Below are 15,627 nucleotides of genomic sequence, written 5' to 3' on the forward strand. Positions count from 1 at the left end.
GACAGGAGCCGTCAGGCGGCGGGCAGCGGTACCGGCGGGCTGAACAGGAACCCCTGCGCGTAGATGCAGCCGAGTTCCAGCAGGCGATCGCGCTGGTGGCGGGTTTCCACCCCCTCGGCGATCAGCTCGATGCCCAGGCTGGTGGCCAGCGCGACGATCGCGCGGATCACCGCCACGCTTTCGGCATAGCCGTCGCTTTCCAGCCCGGCCACGAAACTGCGGTCGATCTTCAGGCTGGCAATCGGGAACCGGTGCAGGTAGGACAGCGCGGAAAAGCCGGTGCCGAAATCGTCCAGCTGCGCCAGCACGCCGAGGCTGCGCAGCAGCGCCAGGCTTTCCAGCGTGCGTGGGGCGTCATCGAGCAGCGCGACCTCGGTGATCTCGATCCGCAGCCGCGCCGGCGCCACGCCCGCGTCCTGCAAGAGCGACAGCAGGCGATGGGCGAAATCGGGGGCGCGGAAATGCCGCGGCGATACGTTGATCGCAACGTAGCCCGGCAATGGATGGCGGGCCAGGTCCTCGATCACCCGCGCGTACAGCAGCCAGTCGATCTGCTCGATCAGCCCGCTGTCCTCGCCCACGTCCAGGAACTCGCCCGGCACAAGCAGGCCCTGCTGCTCGTGCCGCCAGCGCAGGAGCGCCTCCTGACCCACCGGCTCGCCGGAATCCATCCGCACGATGGGCTGGTAGTAAGGCACGAAGCGTTCGGCCTGGATCGCGCGCCGCATGTCGGTTTCCATGTCCAGGCTGCGGGTCGCCTCGCGGTGCATCTGTTCGTCGAACATCGCGCAGCGGTCGCGGCCGTCGCTCTTGGCCCGGTACATCGCGGCGTCGGCGTCACGCAGCATTTCCTCGCCGCTGCGGTAGCGCGAATCCCACAGCGCAATGCCGATGCTGGCGCTGGGAAACAGTTCCCGACCGGCCACCCACAGCGGCGCATTGAGCGCCGACAGAACGCGCCTGCCGAGCTCTTCCGCCATGGCCGGACCATCCAGCCCTTCGGCGAGGATGGCGAATTCATCGCCGCCCAGGCGGGCGACCACGTCGTCGCCCCGCACGGCGCCGACGATGCGCCGGCCGGCTTCGACCAGCAGTTCGTCCCCCACCGCATGGCCCACGCTGTCGTTGACCAGCTTGAACCGGTCCAGGTCCATGAACAGCACGGCGAAACAGGCCTGCGGATTGTCCGCAGCCGAAGCGATCGCGCGCCCAAGCCGTTCCAGCAGCTGCAGCCGGTTGGGCAGCCCGGTCAGTGCGTCGTGCCGGGTCTGGTGGATGAGCTTGCGCTCGGCGCGCATGCGCTCGCCGATCTGCTCGACCAGCTCCGCGTTGGCCTCCGCCAGTTCGCGGGTGCGCTCGCTGACGCGCTGCTCCAGATTGGCATGGGCCTGCACCAGCCGGTCCTGCGCCTGCTTGCGCGCCAGGCTGCTGCCGATATGGAACGCCACGAAAGTCAGCAGGTCCTGGTCGCGGACGCTGAAACGGATGTCCGCGGAGTAGCTCTGCACCGCGATCACACCGACCACCTTGTCGTCGCGCATCAGCGGCACGCCGAGCCAGCAGTGGGCCAGGCTGCCGTGACTGCGCACCCTGCCCTCCACCTGCAACGCCTCGATGCGGGCGCGGTCGGCCAGCAGCGGCTTGCCGTTCCCCAGGACGTATTCGGTCAGCCCGGCAGCCAGCTTGCGCGGCACGCGATCGACGTCACGCTCGTCCACCGAATAGGGGAACTCGAGCATGCTGCCGTCGTCGGACAGCATCGCGATGTAGAAATTCTGTGCGTACAGCAGCTCGCTGACGATGTCGTGGACCGCGGCATAGAAGCTGTCGAGGCTGTCGCTGGTCATCGACAGCTCGGCGATCCGGAACAGCGCGCGCTGGATTTCCTGCATGCGCTTGCGTTCGAACACCTCCGCCTGCAGCTCCTCGTTGGCGCGGCGCAATTCGGTGGTGCGCTCGGCGACACGCGCTTCCAGGCGCTTGCGCGCCTCGCGTCGCTCCAGCGCGGTGAGCACATGCTGGGCCACGTAGGCCAGCAGCACGCGGTCGTCGTCGGTGTAGACATCGGCCTGGCGGTAGTTCTGCACCACCAGCGCACCGGCCACGCGGTCGTCGCGGCTCATCGGCACGCCCAGCCAGTCGGCGCTGTCCGGGCCGCTGTCGTCGCGACGCGGAATGCCGAACTGGGCGCGCAGCTCCGTCGACGGACCACGCAGGGTTTCGCCGCTGCGCAGCAAGCACATGGTGAGCGTGTTCTCCTCGTCGGTGACCGGGATTTCCTCGTCCGGATCGTTGATCCACGGATCAAGCTGGTCGACGAAATAGAGGAACCGCATCGCCTTGCGACTGTCGTCGTAGAGCACGATGTAGAAGTTCTCGGCGTACATGAGTTCGCCGACGATGGCATGCACCCGCCGCAGCATCACCTGCAGGTCCAGGTTGCTGCCGGCGAGATCGGCGATCTCGTAGAGCGCCTGCCGCAGCTGCTCGGAACGCTGCAGCGAGGCGATCCGCTGCTCCGCCAGCGCCTGCCGCACGGCCTGGTCCAGCAACTGGCGGGCCCCCGACAGCCAGTACCCGCCGAGCCCTTCCGGCCACGCCAGCGGATGGCTGGCGGCAACCGTCAGGTCGGCGCCGTCCGGGCCACGCCATTCCTGCCGCAGCACGCCGTCGCCCTGCACGTCGCCGCCGGCCGCATCGCTCCCCGTGCCCAGCGCCGACTGCCGCCACTCCACCCGCACGCACGCACCGCCGGGCAGCGTCTGCGCCAGCGCGCCCGCGATGCCGACCAGCGCGCCGTCACGCCGCCGCTGGGCGGCCCTGATGGGGGTGGGAGGAATCGAGGCCAAGGAACCGTTCATCTGCGGGACATATTGCCTGCAACGTGAAACCCGCGCCATGCCGGCAAACCCCGCCCCTCACGCATGGACGTTGGCAGCGTCCATGGACTGCCGCCCATTGCCCGCCCACCCCTTCCCGCCGAACACGCCTGCCCGTAGGCTGGACCCCGTGAACGCGCCGGAGAGCAGCGACGAACTCCTGATGCTGGCCTGGGTGGCCGGGGACGCCGGCGCGTTCGAGCAGCTGTATGCGCGCCACCGCCTCAAGCTGTACCGCTATCTGCTGCGCCAGCTGCGGGACAACGCGCTGGCAGACGAGCTGTTCCAGGACGTCTGGCAGCGGGTGATCGCCGGCCGCGCCAGCTGGTCCCTGCCAGAGCCTTCCGCGGGCGCGGGCTTCGCCACCTGGCTGTACACCATCGCCCACCACCGGCTTGGCGATCACTGGCGCAGCCTGAAGCATCGGCCCGCCGCGCCGGCGGACGCGGACGAGCGGCTGGCACGCCTTGCCGATGGCGACACGCCCGAGCGGGTACTGTCGGAATTCGAGCGCCGCCGCCAGCTTCAGCTCGCACTGGATGGACTGCCGGAGGAGCAGCGCGAAGTGCTGCTGCTGCGGCTGGAGCAGGAACTGACCCTGGAGGAAATCGGCGCGGTGACCGGCGTTGGCCGGGAGACGGTGAAATCCCGCCTTCGTTACGCCATGGACAAACTGCGAGCGAGACTGCCGTCATGACCCGCTTCCCCCGCGAACCACTGGGTGCCGAGGAGCGTGCGCTCGCCGCGTGCCTGCCCCGTCCGCGCGGCCGCGACGAGCCCGGCGCCGGCATCGATGCCCGCATCCTGGCCGCGGCGCATGCGGCCGCGGCATCACCGCTGCCGGCCGCAGCCCGCAGGCGGCACTGGGGGGTGCCGGTCGGGTTGGCCGCCGCACTCTGCCTCGCAGTGGGACTGGCCTGGCGCGTCCAGCTCACCCCGGACGCCAGACCCGTAGCCGCCAGCGCAGAGGCCCAGCAGGCCGCGGACGCGCCCGCGACCGTCACGGCCCTGCCGCGGGACACCGTCGACGTGCCGCAGCAGCCGCGACCCACGCCGGAGGCGGCACCCGCTGCCGTGCCGCCACCTGCGCACCGCCGCGCTGTTGTGCAGACGGCGCCATTGCGCGAGGAAATGCCGCCGCCCCCCGACACCGCGGCGCCCGCAAGCGGAATCGCGCCAGCGCCGGCGTCCGCATTCCCTGCGCCGCCGGCACCGCCCCCGCCCGCCGACAGTGCCGCGCCGCGCGCCCTGGCAATCGAGTCCGCCGCCCGTGCCGCCGCGCCGCCGCCCGCAACCATGGCCGCCAAGGCAGGTACCGCGCAGCCGGCCGTGCTGGCCCAGGACACCGACGACGCCCCGGAGGCAGACGTGCCTCCGGCCACCGCGGATGCACCGGAAGTGCGCGAGGCCTGGCTGCGCCGGATCGGCGAACTGCAGCGCGAAGGCAGAACCGCCGAGGCGCGCGCCAGCCTGGCCGAATTCCGTCGCCGCTACCCGGACGCCGTGTTGCCGATGGAACTGCGCGCGCTGGAAGCGGCCGCGACGGAACCGGCGACGCACTGAACACGGCAATCCCGTGCAGCTGTGCCCACATGGACCACGGCCCCGCTTCCCGCCCCCACAGGCCGTCCGTCTGATCCCACCGCGGTACGTGCGATTCCGCGCGCTGCCTGACCTGGATCGCGGCAACAGCGGGACGCCGCCGGTAAACTGCACGCATGAACTCCCCCGCCCCGGCGCCGGCGAAGGCGCCCATCGGTTCACTGCGTACGCTGTGGCCCTTCATCCGCCGCCATTCCGGCCTGTTCTCCGCGTGGCTCGTGGCGCTGGCCTGTTCCTCCACCGCCACCCTGAGCCTGCCGGTGGCGTTCCGGCAGATGATCGACCACGGGTTCAGCAGCGGCGCCAACATCGACCGCACCTTCGCCTTCGTGCTGGCAGTGATCGTGGCGCTGGCGCTGGCCACCGCGGCGCGCTACTTCTTCGTCACCCTGCTGGGCGAGCGCGTGGTCGCGGACCTGCGCAGCCGCCTGTACGCGCACCTGCTCGACCTCGACGCCGGCTTCTACGACCGCAGCCGCAGCGGCGAACTGGTCTCGCGCCTGACCGCGGATGCGGAGCTGCTGCGCAGCGTGATCGCCTCCAGCATGTCGGTGGCCCTGCGCAGCAGCGTCACCGTGATCGGCTCGATGGTGATGCTGTTCGTGACCAGTCCGAAGCTGGCGGCGTGGGCGCTGCTGGGCATCCCGCTGGCGGTGGCGCCGATCGTGATCGGCGCGCGCCGCATCCAGAAGGTCTCGCGCGCCAGCCAGGACCGCATCGCCGACGCCAACGCGCTGGCCACTGAAGCGCTGGGCGCGGTGCGCACGGTGCAGGCGCATTCGCGCGAAGCCTATGAGCGCGGCCGCTACGCACAGGCGATGGCGACCGCCGTGGCCACCGCGCGCAAGCGCATCGGCGCGCAGGCGCTGGTGACGGGAGTCGCCATCACCCTGATCTTCGGCGCGGTGATCGTGGTGCTGTGGTCGGGCGCGCACGACGTCATCGGCGGCCGACTCAGCGCCGGCGCACTGGGTCAGTTCGTCATGTACGCACTGATCGGCGGCGGCTCGGTGGGCGCGCTGGCCGAAGTCTGGAACGAGTTGCAGAAGGCCGCCGGCGGCATGGGCCGCATCCATGAGCTCCTACAGGAAGCACCGGCCATCGCCGCACCGGCCCAGCCCAAGACCCTGCCGGTGCCGGTGCGCGGCGAGATCGCATTCGAGGACGTGACCTTCCATTACCCGCAGCGCCCCGACACCGCCGCGCTGGCGGGGTTCAACCTGCGCGTGCGCCCGGGCGAGACGGTGGCGCTGGTGGGGCCATCCGGTGCCGGCAAGAGCACCGTGTTCGGCATGCTGCTGCGCTTCCACGATCCACGGTCAGGTCGCATTACGCTGGATGGCATCGACATCCGCGACGTCGATCCCAACGTCCTGCGCCAGGCGCTGGCGCTGGTGCCGCAGGCGCCGGTGATCTTCGCCGCCAGCGCCGCCGACAACATCCGCTACGGCCGGCTGGAGGCCAGTGATGCCGAGGTGCGCAAGGCCGCGGAATCGGCCGAGGCCGACGACTTCCTCGACGCCTTGCCCGAAGGGTTCGCCAGCGAGCTGGGTGAACGCGGCGCGCGCCTGTCCGGTGGCCAGCAGCAGCGCATCGCCATCGCCCGCGCGCTGCTCAAGGACGCGCCGGTGCTGCTACTGGACGAGGCCACCTCGGCGCTGGACGCGCACAGCGAGCGCGCCGTGCAGACCGCGCTGGAACACTTGATGGAAGGCCGCACCACGCTGGTGGTGGCGCACCGGCTGGCCACCGTGCTCAAGGCCGACCGCATCGTGGTGATGGACCACGGCCGCATCGTCGCCGAAGGCACCCACGCCGAACTGCTGGCGCAGGGCGGCCTTTACGCGGAGCTGGCGAAGCTGCAGTTCCTCGACTGAGGGCGCAAAGCAGAACGCCCGGCATTGCCGGGCGTTCTGCGTCATCCAGCCGCGCCTACTTCTGCTTCCAGCCGCCACCGGATTCGTACCACCAGCCGGCCTTGGCGCTGGCGATCCACTGCTTGGCGAACACGCCGCGGATCTGTTCTTCCCACTCAGGATGGCCGTTCGCCACCGCTACTTCGCGATAGACAGCCTTGCGGTCGCGGTTGTCGTCGGCCACCGCCGAATTCAGCGCCACGCGTTCCTTCAGCTCCACCTTCGAGGCATCGCGGACGGTGATCAGGCCGTCGCCGGTGAAACCCAGCGCACCGCTGTCGAAGCCCGCGCGCAGGGTCGAGTTGAAGCGGGTTTCCATGCGCGACTGGATGGCCTGGATCGCCGGGGTCTTGATGGTGATGTCAGGCGCGGACTGCGCGCGTGCGCTGCCGATGCCGACCAGCGCCCAGGCGTCGAAGCCGGACAGGTCCAACTCGATGCGGCGCCCAAGCATCGCCATGCCGCCACCGCCGGCCGGGGTCTCCTTGATCTCCACCTTGTCGGCCTCGTTGATGACCTTCTCGACGAACTCCTTGGCCGCTTCCTTGGCCTCCGCCGCGGGGAAATACACGTTGATCGTGACGCATGCGTTGAGCAGCAGCGCGGCCGCGACCGGCATGCCCATCCAGTGTTTCATCGTCTTGCTCCTTGGTTCGTCCAGCCCGATTGCATTCAGTCCACCACCGGCGCCACGTCGCCCTTGCCGGCCGCGATCAGGCGCTCCACCAGCGTCGGCCAGTCCACCGCGCGGTTGAAGCCCACCACGTCCAGGCGCGGCAGGCCGCTGCCTTCGACGATAGTAAAGGCGTTGCCCGCTGAACGCAGGCCCGACATCGCGCACACCTGGTTCTCCAGCCGGCAGCCGATGCCGATGCGGCGATAGCCGAAATCGGAGAACAACCCGATCAGCTGGCCCTGCAGGCTGCTGATGAAGGAAGCGTCGCCGACGCTGCCGATGTCCTGCACCGCGCGCTGGCTGATCCGCTGGCGCACGCCGGGCGCCTCATCGGTGATGAAGCGCGCGTCGAACGCCACCGGCGTCCAGTCCACCAGCCGCAGCCCGTTGATGCGGCCATCCAGCCGCCCGGTGATGCTGCCGAAGCCCAGCACTTCGGTCAGCCGCAGCAGGTCCAGGTCGTCCATCGCGACATCCGCGCTGAGGCTGGGCGCGGTGCCGAACGGGCGCTCCAGCGCCAGCGAGGAAAACGCCACCCGGCCGTCGAACAGGCCCAGCGACAGCCCGCCGTCGAAATCGATCCGGTCGTTGGCGTAGTGCACGTGCGGCAGGTCGCCGTCCAGCCTGCCCTGGAACGCGGGCAGGCCCAGTGCCTGCGAGACCTTGCCGAAGTCGATCCCCGCCAGCCGCATGCCGAAGCGGATGTCGGCGCCGGCGCCATCCTGCGGCGGGCGGATGATGACGTCGCGCAGGCCCAGCCGGCCGCCCAGCATCGGCATATCGACCGCTTCCTCCACGCGCAGCGCGCCATCGGCGCTGGCGAACGGCAGCCGGGCGGCGCCGAAGGCCAGGCCATACAGCTGGCCGCCATCCCACTGCAGCGCGCTGGCGACCGGCGCGCCGGCGGAATAGCGCAGGTCGCCGCGCAGGCCATCGAACACGAAACGCCCGGCCGGATCGCGCAGGTCGACGCCATGCAATTGGGCGGTGACGCCTGCCAGCTCCCCCCCGCGCAGGCGTGCGTCCACGTCGATGGCGCCGTGCAGGTCCACCTCGCCAAGCCCCACCAGGCCCATCCAACCGGACAGATAGCGCGGCCGCAGCGGGGCCATGTCGGCACTGCGCGCCTGCACGTCCAGCGCCTCCAGCGTCCCGTCCGGCGCCAGCGCGGCGCTGGCGTTGGCCACCAGCGCATCGCCGTCGCGCCATTCAACCCGCGGCAGCTGCCAGCCCGCATCGCCGCGCCGCCCTGCCTCCACCCGCAGCCCCACCGGCGTGGCCGGCAGCGCCACGTAGGTATTGCCGGCAAGGAATTCGCCGCCGCGCAGGTCGCCGGACACCATCACCTGCGCCAGTCCGTCGCCGCTGCGGTAATCGAGCTGCAGCGCGCCGCCCAGGCCCTCACCAACGATGCTGGAATCGGCATTCTCGAATCCCGCGCCACCCAGCTTCAGCAGCCCATCCACCCGCAGCGGCGCGCGCGCGGGCGTTGCCAGCCGCAGCTGCCCGTCCAGCGTGCCCGCCTTCAGCCGCCCCTGCGGCCAGGCCTGCATTAGCAGCGCCTGCGCCCAGGCCAGCGGCACCGCGCGCAGGTCGAAGCGGGTGAGATCGGGCGCGGCGACGGTGCGGTCCAGCGCCAACCGGGCCCCGCCCCGCGCCAGCGAGGCGTGGGTGGTCCCGGCGTCGAAGGCCAGCGCCAGCCGCAGCGGCGCGGCATGGCCCTCGCGCAGTTCGCCTGCGCACTGCCAGCCGCCACGCGGGGTGCGCTGCAGCGGGCAGCGCCAGTGCAGGTCTCGGAAGCGGTAGCCGAGGTCCGGCGCATCCACCCGACCGGCCCACAGCTGCAGTTCGCCGGCCGGCGCGCCATCCGGCCAGTCCAGCCGCAGTCGCACCTGTTCCAGCGTCGCCACCCCGGTGGTGACCTTGGCCACCCGCGCCTGCGCCACCCGCGCCGACGCCGCCGGGGCGGCAAGCACCGCCAACAGGCACAGGCAAAGCGTTAGCATCGGGCGCGACATCCACGCAGCATACAAAGCCTCGATGGTGCCGCGATGAATCATTCCCCCGCCCCTGCACTGCCGCGGCTGCTGCTGGTCGAGGACGATCCGGTCAACGCCGCCTTCCTCGCCGCCGCCTGTATCACGCTGCCCGCGTGGGTGGTGCAAGCGGGAAGCCTGACCGAGGCGCGGACGGCTTGCGAGGACGGGCGCTTCGACCTGTTCCTGTTCGACGCACACCTGCCGGACGGGCGCGGCGAAGACCTGCTGCGCAGCCTGCGCGATGCCGGCATCGACACCCTTGCGCTGGCGCATACCGCGGAGGCGGAGGCCGAGCTGCACGCAAGACTGCTGGCGGCCGGATTCGTCGAGGTCCTGCGCAAACCGCTGGCGGTGGCGGACCTGCACGCCGCGCTGCACCGCTGGCTGCCTGCGGCAACGAACCCCCGCCCGTGTTGGGACGATGCCGCGGCACTCGCCGCGCTGGGTGGCCAAGCGGCGCACGTGCAGGCGCTGCGCGCGATGTTCCTGACCGAGTTGCCAGGGCAGCGCGCCTGCATCGCCTCGGCGGTCGCCGACGGCGACGACGCGACGGTCCGGGCCGAGCTGCACCGGCTGGTGGCCAGCTGCGGTTTCGTGGGTGCGGCGCGACTCGGCGATGCGGTGCAGGCCCTGCGTGCAGCGCCGCTGGATGCGGCGGCACTGCGGGCGCTGGACGCCGCCATCGACGAACTGTTGCGCGGGTAGGCCTACGGCGCGGCACCGGGCGGATTGCGAGCCTGTGCCGCGGCTTCCCTAGGAAGCGTCGCTCCGCAGTTCCGCCAGCAGCGCGCGGGTCACCGGATCATCGGCATCGCGCTCGCCGTTCAGCGCCGGCAGCAGCGCGTTGGCGACCTGCTTGCCCAGCTCCACGCCGAACTGGTCGAAGGCATTGATGCCCCACAAGACCGACTGCAGATAGACACTGTGCTCGTACAGCGCGATCAGCATGCCCAGCGATTGCGGGGTCAGCGCGTCCAGCAGCAGCAGCGTGCTGGGACGGTTGCCGGGATAGCGCCGGTGCGGGTCTTCGCTGTCGCGGCCATTGGCCAGCGCCTCGGTCTGCGCCAGCAGGTTGGCCAGCAGCGCGGCGTGGTTGGCAGCAAACGGATGGTCGGCGCGGATCACGCCAATGAAGTCCGCCGGCACCACCTGCGTGCCCTGGTGCAGGGCCTGGAAGAAGCTGTGCTGGGTGTCGGTGCCGGCCCCGCCCCACCACACCGGGACGGTGTGCCACTCGGTTTCGCGGCCATCCAGCCGCACCGACTTGCCCAGGCTTTCCATCACCAGCTGCTGCAGGTAGCTGGGCAACAGGCGCAGGCGATCGTCGTAGGGCAGCACGGCCTGGGTGGCCGCGTGCAGGCCGTTGCGGTTCCAGATCGCAGTCAACGCATGCCAGACCGGCAGGTTGTCGCGCAACGGCGCGTGCAGGGCGTGGGCATCCAGTGCAGCCGCGCCTTCCAGCAGCGCCTCGAAGCGGTCCATCCCCAGCGCCAGCGCGATCGGGAAGCCCACCGCCGACCACAGCGAGTAGCGACCTCCCACCCAGTCCCACATCGGCAGGGTGCGCTCGGGCGGGATACCGAAGTCGGCGACCCGCTGGGTATTGGTGCTGACGGCATAGAGGCGCGCGTCGTCCCCCAGCCAGGCGCGGACGATGCCGCCGTTCAGCAGCGTCTCCTGCGTCCCGAAGGTCTTGGAGATCATGATCGCGGCGCTGCGCCGCGGATCCAGCCCGGCCAGCACGCGCTGCGCCGCGTTGCCGTCCACGTTGGACAGGAAATGCACCCGGAAGCGCGCATCCGGCGGCGCCAACGCATCGACTATCAGGCGCGGCCCGAGGTCCGAACCACCGATGCCGATGCTGACGATGTCGGTGACGTCGCTGGCGGCCAGCGCATCGACCAGCTCGCGCATGCGCAGCTGCGTGGACAGTGCCTGCGCCCGTGCCGCCAGCGCAAAGGCGGAACCGGCGGCGGGACCACGCAGCGCGCCATGCAGCGCCGCCCGCCCCTCGGTCACGTTGACCTCTTCGCCCGCCAGCAGTTGCCGCAGCGCCGCGGCCAGGTCGGCGCGTTCTGCGATCGCGAACAGCGCATCCAGCGCTTCGCGGTCATACCGCTGGCGCGCGAAGTTGGCGTAGAGCGGTCCGCAGCGCAGGGCGAAATCACCGGCGCGGGCGGGATCCGAGGCAAGCAGGGCCGGCAGCGTGGTGCCGGAAAGCCGGTCGGCGTGCGCCTCCAGACCCTCCAGCAGACCAGCCATCCCGGTCAGGCCGCCTGCTTGGGCATGGAGTGGTTGGTGTGGGTCAGCCGGTTGTCGCGGTCCACGTACACGCAGGTCGGCTTGTGTGCCGCGGCCTCCTCGGCATCGCACTGCACGTAGGCGCAGATAATGACCAAGTCGCCGACCCGCGACTTGTGCGCAGCCGCACCGTTCACCGAGATCACCCCGCTGCCTTCCTCGCCGCGGATCGCGTAGGTGGAATAGCGCTCACCGCTGGTGACGTCGTAGATGTCGATGCGCTCGTACTCGCGGATGCCGGCGATGTCGAGCAGGCGACCGTCGATCGCACAGGAGCCTTCGTAATGCAGCTCGGCGTGGGTGACGGTGGCGCGGTGGATCTTGCCCTTGAGCAGGGTCAGTTGCATGGTTTTCGACTCCGGTGGAACCGGCCGGATGTCCGGCCTGCGGGAAAAGTATAGGGCGGGCTTTCCGCGCTGCAACAAACAGGACCTTCACGGCCCCGGCGCTGCGCCCGGGTCAGGCGTGTGCGGCGAGCTCGAATTCGAGATTGTCGATCAGGCGCGTACGCCCCAGCCGGGCGGCGATGAGCGCCACCAGCGGGCCGGGCTGGCCGTCCACCGGCTCGCTGAAATCCGGGCGCCGCAGCACCGCGTAATCGGGCACGAAGCCGGCGGCGCGCAGGGCGGCGTCGGCCTCGGCCTCGACCTGCGCCCGCGGCGCGCCGGCCTGCGCGGCATCGCGCATCGCCAGCAGGGTGCGGTGGATCGCCGGCGCGGTCGCCCGCTCCTGTGCCGACAGGTACTGGTTGCGCGAGCTCATCGCCAGCCCGTCGTGCTCGCGCACGATCTCGCCGGCCAGGACCTGCACCGGCATCTGCAGGTCGGCGACCATCTGCCGGATCACCCCCAGCTGCTGGAAATCCTTGCGCCCGAACGCGGCCACGTCCGGCTGCACCTGGTTGAACAGGCGCGTCACCACGGTGCACACGCCGTCGAAATGCCCGGGGCGGCAGGCGCCTTCCAGCACCGAGCTCATGCCCGGCACCTGAACTTTGGCGGCCAGCTCGACGCCGAAGGGATACATCGCCTCCACTTCCGGCAGCCACAGCGCATCGCAACCGGCGGCCTGCAGCCCGCTGGTGTCGGCGTCGGGCGTGCGCGGATAGCGGGTGAAATCCTCGTTCGGGCCGAACTGCGTGGGGTTCACGAACACGCTGGAGACCACCCGGTCGGCGTGCCGGCGTGCCAACGTCACCAGCGAATAGTGGCCGGCATGCAGGTTGCCCATGGTGGGCACGAAGCCGATGCGCAGGCCCTCACGCCGCCAGCCGGCGATGGTGGCGCGGAGTTCTTCGAGTCGGGTGATGGTCTGGATCACATGGGTCGCCTGGTTGGCCGCTGGCGTTTCCGCCCGGGAAAGCGCGGGGCTGGGCTGCTAGCTGTAGGAATGCGCCTTGTCCGGGAAGGCGCCGCTGCGCACCGCCTCGGCATAGGCACGCACGGCACCAAGGATGGAGCCGCCTTCGGCGAGGAAGTCCTTGACGAACTTGGGCTTGCGGTGGCCGGTATCGATGCCCAGCAGGTCATGCAGCACCAGCACCTGGCCGTCGCAGCCGGAGCCGGCACCAATCCCGATGGTCGGGATCGGGCTTGCCGCGGTGATCTCGGCGGCAAGCTCGGCGGGCACGCCCTCCAGCACCAGCAGGGCTGCGCCCGCTTCGGCCACGGCCAGCGCTTCCGCGCGCAGGCGGTCGGCGGCGGACTGTTCGCGCCCCTGCACCTTGAACCCGCCCATCTTCAGCACCGACTGCGGGGTCAGGCCGAGGTGGGCGCAGACCGGGATCTCGCGATCGACCAGAAAGCGGATCGTCTCCAGCTTGTGGCCCGCACCCTCCAGCTTGACCATCGCCGCGCCGGCCTGGATGAAGCGCACCGCCGCCGCATGTGCCTGTTCCGGCGTGGCATCGCTGCCGAACGGGAAGTCGGCGATCTTCAGCGCGTGGCTGGCACCGCGGGCCACCGCAGCGGTGTGGTAGACGATGTCCTCCACCCGCACCGGCAGCGTGGAGTCGTGCCCCTGCACCACCATGCCCAGCGAATCGCCGATCAGGATCAGGTCGATGCCGGCATCGTCCAGCACCCGCGCGAAACTGGCGTCGTAGCAGGTCAGCATGGTCAGCCGACGGCCCGCCTCTCGTGCCTGGGCGAGCTGCGGCACGCTCCAGGACTTCTGTTCGGCATGTACGCTCATCGCGGTTCCCGGCAGGTCAGGGGCGGCATTATCGCGCAGAACGCTTGTCGGGCCGCTTGCCCGTGGTCAAACACCCTGGATCGCTTCCACGCCGGCGACATCGACATGCCGCAGCGCCTCCTCCACGCTGCCGTGGCCGGGGAACGGCTGGTCGGCGGCGATTTCGGCAAGCGGCACCAACGCGAACGCGCGTTCGTGCAGGTGCGGATGCGGCACGCGCAGGCCGGGCTGGTCGATGGTGATATCGGCGTACAACAGCAGGTCCAGGTCGAGCACGCGCGGCCCCCAGCGCGCTGCAGCCGCCTCGCCGTCGCGCAGCCGGCCGGCCGCGCGTTCGATCGCCAGCAGCTGCGCCAACAACACCTGCGGCGCCAGCCGGGTCGCCAGCAGCGCCGCGGCGTTGACGTAGTCCGGCTGATCGGTGCGGCCCCAGGCGGGCGTGCGGTACAACCGGGAGGTCGCCAGCAGGCGACTGTCCGGCAGCGCCGCCAGCGCGTGGAAGGCAGCGCGCAGCGCCCGTGCGGGATCGCCGAGGTTGCCGCCCAAGCCAATGCAGGCCCGAACCGGCATCCGGGCAGATTGTTGTTCGCTCACGACCTGCGACGGCGGCGTCGACGGCGAGGCGCAGCGGCAGCGTCAGGCCCCACCTCGGCTTCGGTGTCGTCATCGTCCGGATCGCGCGCCTCGTCGGCCTCGCTGGCGGCAACCGCCACGGACGGCTGCAGCTGCACCTCGCGCCAGAACGCCACGTCGTCGGCGTGCGACTCGGAGGCGGCCAGGCGCAGCTCGAGGAAGTCGATGGCGGCGCGGAAACGCGGATGCGCCAGCAGCCGGAATACACGCTTGCGCTGGCGCTGCGAGAAACGCGGCTGCATCAGCCAGATTTCCTGCATCGGCAGCGAGAAGCGCCGCGGCAGCGCGGTGCGCGCGACCTGATGCATGGTCACCCGATCAGCGGCGCGGCGCTGCGCCTCGACGGCGTGCACGCCCTGCGCCTGCAGCAGCGCCAGCGCGCGACAGTAGGCCGGCCACAGCAGCACCGCGTACAGGAAGGCCGGCGAGACCGGCTCGTCGTTGGCCACCCGCGCGTCGGTATTGCGCAGGCCCTGCACCAGCATCCGCCGCAGCGCACCGGATTTGTTGGAATCCAGCGCCTTGGCGGTTTCCGGCAGCAGCGCCGGCAGCAGGCCGTGCGCCTCCAGGTGTTCGAAGCTGGCGACCGCGTGGCCCGACAGGAACAGCTTGAGGGTTTCCTCGAACAGCCGCGCCGGCGACGCGTCGGCCAGCAGCGGCGCCAGCCGCGGCAGCGGTTCGGCGGTGGCGGCCTCGATGGTGAAGCCCAGCTTCGCCGCCAGCCGCGCCGCGCGCAGCATCCGCACGGGGTCTTCGCGGTAGCGCGCTTCCGGCTCGCCGATCAGGCGCAGCAGCCGCGCCTGCACGTCGGCATAACCGCCCACATAGTCGCGCACCGAGAAGTCCTCGATCGCGTAGTACAGCGCGTTGGCGGTGAAGTCGCGGCGCACCGCGTCGTCTTCGATGCTGCCGTAGATGTTGTCGCGCAGCAGGCGGCCGCCGTCATCGGTCTGGCGATCACCGTCGTCGTCACCGCCGTTGGCGCGGAAAGTGGCGACTTCGATGATCTCGCGGCCATAGACCACGTGCGCCAGCCGGAACCGGCGGCCGATCAGCCGGCAGTTGCGGAACAGCGCCTTGATCTGCTCGGGCGTGGCATCGGTGGCGACGTCGAAGTCCTTGGGTTCGCCGCCGATCAGCAGATCGCGGACCGCGCCGCCGACCAGGTAGGCACCGAACCCGGCTTCGCGCAGGCGGTACAACACCCGCAGCGCGTTGGGACTCATCTGTTTGCGGGACACGCCGTGCACGTCGCGCGGAATCACGCGCAGTTCCGGTACGACGGGGAAGATGGAGCGTTCGAGTTGGGTCATGCGCTGCGGTTGGCCGGAACGGGGCGTTGCCAGAGGCGAACGCAGCCTTTTATACTAGCAAGCTCGGCAGGCCAT

Annotated in this window: 12 protein-coding genes and 1 pseudogene; 4 read left to right on the forward strand and 9 right to left on the reverse strand. The window is 70.7% G+C overall.

Annotation, left to right across the window (positions count from 1 at the left end; genetic code table 11):
* Positions 1-11 precede the first annotated feature (11 nt).
* The gene (locus ICG51_RS02230; protein ID WP_190281433.1) at positions 12-2,861 is read right to left on the reverse strand and encodes an EAL domain-containing protein; all 2,850 of its coding nucleotides are present in this window, start codon (positions 2,859-2,861) and stop codon (positions 12-14) included.
* A 148-nt stretch (positions 2,862-3,009) separates the two neighbouring features.
* On the opposite strand from ICG51_RS02230, the gene ICG51_RS02235 reads away from it, so the two are divergent.
* The 3 genes from ICG51_RS02235 (at position 3,010) to ICG51_RS02245 (ending at position 6,358) form a co-directional block, all read left to right on the forward strand.
* Entirely contained in the window at positions 3,010-3,576 is a 567-nt protein-coding gene (locus ICG51_RS02235; RefSeq protein ID WP_223809496.1) for an RNA polymerase sigma factor, read from the forward strand.
* On the forward strand, positions 3,573-4,442 hold the full coding sequence (locus ICG51_RS02240; RefSeq protein ID WP_190281437.1) for a hypothetical protein: 870 nt from the start codon (positions 3,573-3,575) through the stop codon (positions 4,440-4,442). Before ICG51_RS02235 ends, ICG51_RS02240 begins: the two co-directional genes overlap by 4 nt.
* A 155-nt stretch (positions 4,443-4,597) precedes the next feature.
* Positions 4,598-6,358: an ABC transporter transmembrane domain-containing protein gene (locus ICG51_RS02245; protein ID WP_190281438.1), complete on the forward strand. Its 1,761-nt coding sequence runs from the start codon at positions 4,598-4,600 to the stop codon at positions 6,356-6,358.
* Between the two features lie 55 nt (positions 6,359-6,413).
* On the opposite strand, the gene ICG51_RS02250 is transcribed toward ICG51_RS02245, so the two are convergent.
* The gene (locus tag ICG51_RS02250; RefSeq protein ID WP_190281441.1) at positions 6,414-7,034 is read right to left on the reverse strand and encodes a YdbL family protein; all 621 of its coding nucleotides are present in this window, start codon (positions 7,032-7,034) and stop codon (positions 6,414-6,416) included.
* 35 nt (positions 7,035-7,069) lie between these two features.
* Positions 7,070-9,079: a hypothetical protein gene (locus ICG51_RS02255; protein ID WP_190281443.1), complete on the reverse strand. Its 2,010-nt coding sequence runs from the start codon at positions 9,077-9,079 to the stop codon at positions 7,070-7,072.
* Between the two features lie 45 nt (positions 9,080-9,124).
* On the opposite strand from ICG51_RS02255, the gene ICG51_RS02260 reads away from it, so the two are divergent.
* Positions 9,125-9,817, forward strand: a complete 693-nt coding sequence (locus ICG51_RS02260) for a response regulator (RefSeq protein WP_190281445.1) — start codon at positions 9,125-9,127, stop codon at positions 9,815-9,817.
* A gap of 48 nt (positions 9,818-9,865) precedes the next feature.
* On the opposite strand, the gene pgi is transcribed toward ICG51_RS02260, so the two are convergent.
* From pgi to pcnB, 6 genes and pseudogenes are all read right to left on the reverse strand, one after another.
* Positions 9,866-11,374 carry a glucose-6-phosphate isomerase gene (pgi, locus tag ICG51_RS02265; protein ID WP_190281447.1) on the reverse strand — a complete coding sequence of 503 codons (1,509 nt, stop codon included), beginning with the start codon at positions 11,372-11,374 and terminating at the stop codon, positions 9,866-9,868.
* Positions 11,375-11,379: 5 nt separating this feature from the next.
* Positions 11,380-11,760 (reverse strand): aspartate 1-decarboxylase, encoded by a 381-nt coding sequence (gene panD, locus ICG51_RS02270; RefSeq protein ID WP_038053446.1) that lies wholly within the window; start codon positions 11,758-11,760, stop codon positions 11,380-11,382.
* A 112-nt stretch (positions 11,761-11,872) separates the two neighbouring features.
* Positions 11,873-12,733 carry a pantoate--beta-alanine ligase gene (gene panC, locus ICG51_RS02275; RefSeq protein ID WP_190281449.1) on the reverse strand — a complete coding sequence of 287 codons (861 nt, stop codon included), beginning with the start codon at positions 12,731-12,733 and terminating at the stop codon, positions 11,873-11,875.
* A 57-nt stretch (positions 12,734-12,790) separates the two neighbouring features.
* The gene (gene panB, locus ICG51_RS02280; RefSeq protein ID WP_190281451.1) at positions 12,791-13,606 is read right to left on the reverse strand and encodes a 3-methyl-2-oxobutanoate hydroxymethyltransferase; all 816 of its coding nucleotides are present in this window, start codon (positions 13,604-13,606) and stop codon (positions 12,791-12,793) included.
* 66 nt (positions 13,607-13,672) lie between these two features.
* Positions 13,673-14,176, reverse strand: coding sequence for a 2-amino-4-hydroxy-6-hydroxymethyldihydropteridine diphosphokinase (folK, locus tag ICG51_RS02285; protein WP_190281453.1), 504 nt, complete (start codon positions 14,174-14,176; stop codon positions 13,673-13,675).
* A gap of 20 nt (positions 14,177-14,196) precedes the next feature.
* Positions 14,197-15,510, reverse strand: a pseudogene (pcnB, locus tag ICG51_RS02290) (polynucleotide adenylyltransferase PcnB); the annotation flags it as partial.
* Between the last annotated feature and the right edge of the window lie 117 nt (positions 15,511-15,627).

Origin of the sequence: Thermomonas sp. XSG (assembly GCF_014678725.1) — a bacterium.
Taxonomy (GTDB): Bacteria; Pseudomonadota; Gammaproteobacteria; order Xanthomonadales; family Xanthomonadaceae; genus Thermomonas.

What these genes read in the sequence shown, in the direction of transcription:
- ICG51_RS02255 (WP_190281443.1), bottom strand. Translation starts at nt 9,079, where the DNA reads ATGCTAACGCTTTGCCTGTGCCTGTTGGCGGTGCTTGCCGCCCCGGCG.
- ICG51_RS02230 (WP_190281433.1), bottom strand. Translation starts at nt 2,861, where the DNA reads ATGAACGGTTCCTTGGCCTCGATTCCTCCCACCCCCATCAGGGCCGCC.
- pgi (WP_190281447.1), bottom strand. Translation starts at nt 11,374, where the DNA reads ATGGCTGGTCTGCTGGAGGGTCTGGAGGCGCACGCCGACCGGCTTTCC.
- panD (WP_038053446.1), bottom strand. Translation starts at nt 11,760, where the DNA reads ATGCAACTGACCCTGCTCAAGGGCAAGATCCACCGCGCCACCGTCACC.
- ICG51_RS02245 (WP_190281438.1), top strand. Translation starts at nt 4,598, where the DNA reads ATGAACTCCCCCGCCCCGGCGCCGGCGAAGGCGCCCATCGGTTCACTG.
- ICG51_RS02240 (WP_190281437.1), top strand. Translation starts at nt 3,573, where the DNA reads ATGACCCGCTTCCCCCGCGAACCACTGGGTGCCGAGGAGCGTGCGCTC.
- ICG51_RS02260 (WP_190281445.1), top strand. Translation starts at nt 9,125, where the DNA reads ATGAATCATTCCCCCGCCCCTGCACTGCCGCGGCTGCTGCTGGTCGAG.
- panB (WP_190281451.1), bottom strand. Translation starts at nt 13,606, where the DNA reads ATGAGCGTACATGCCGAACAGAAGTCCTGGAGCGTGCCGCAGCTCGCC.
- folK (WP_190281453.1), bottom strand. Translation starts at nt 14,176, where the DNA reads ATGCCGGTTCGGGCCTGCATTGGCTTGGGCGGCAACCTCGGCGATCCC.
- ICG51_RS02250 (WP_190281441.1), bottom strand. Translation starts at nt 7,034, where the DNA reads ATGAAACACTGGATGGGCATGCCGGTCGCGGCCGCGCTGCTGCTCAAC.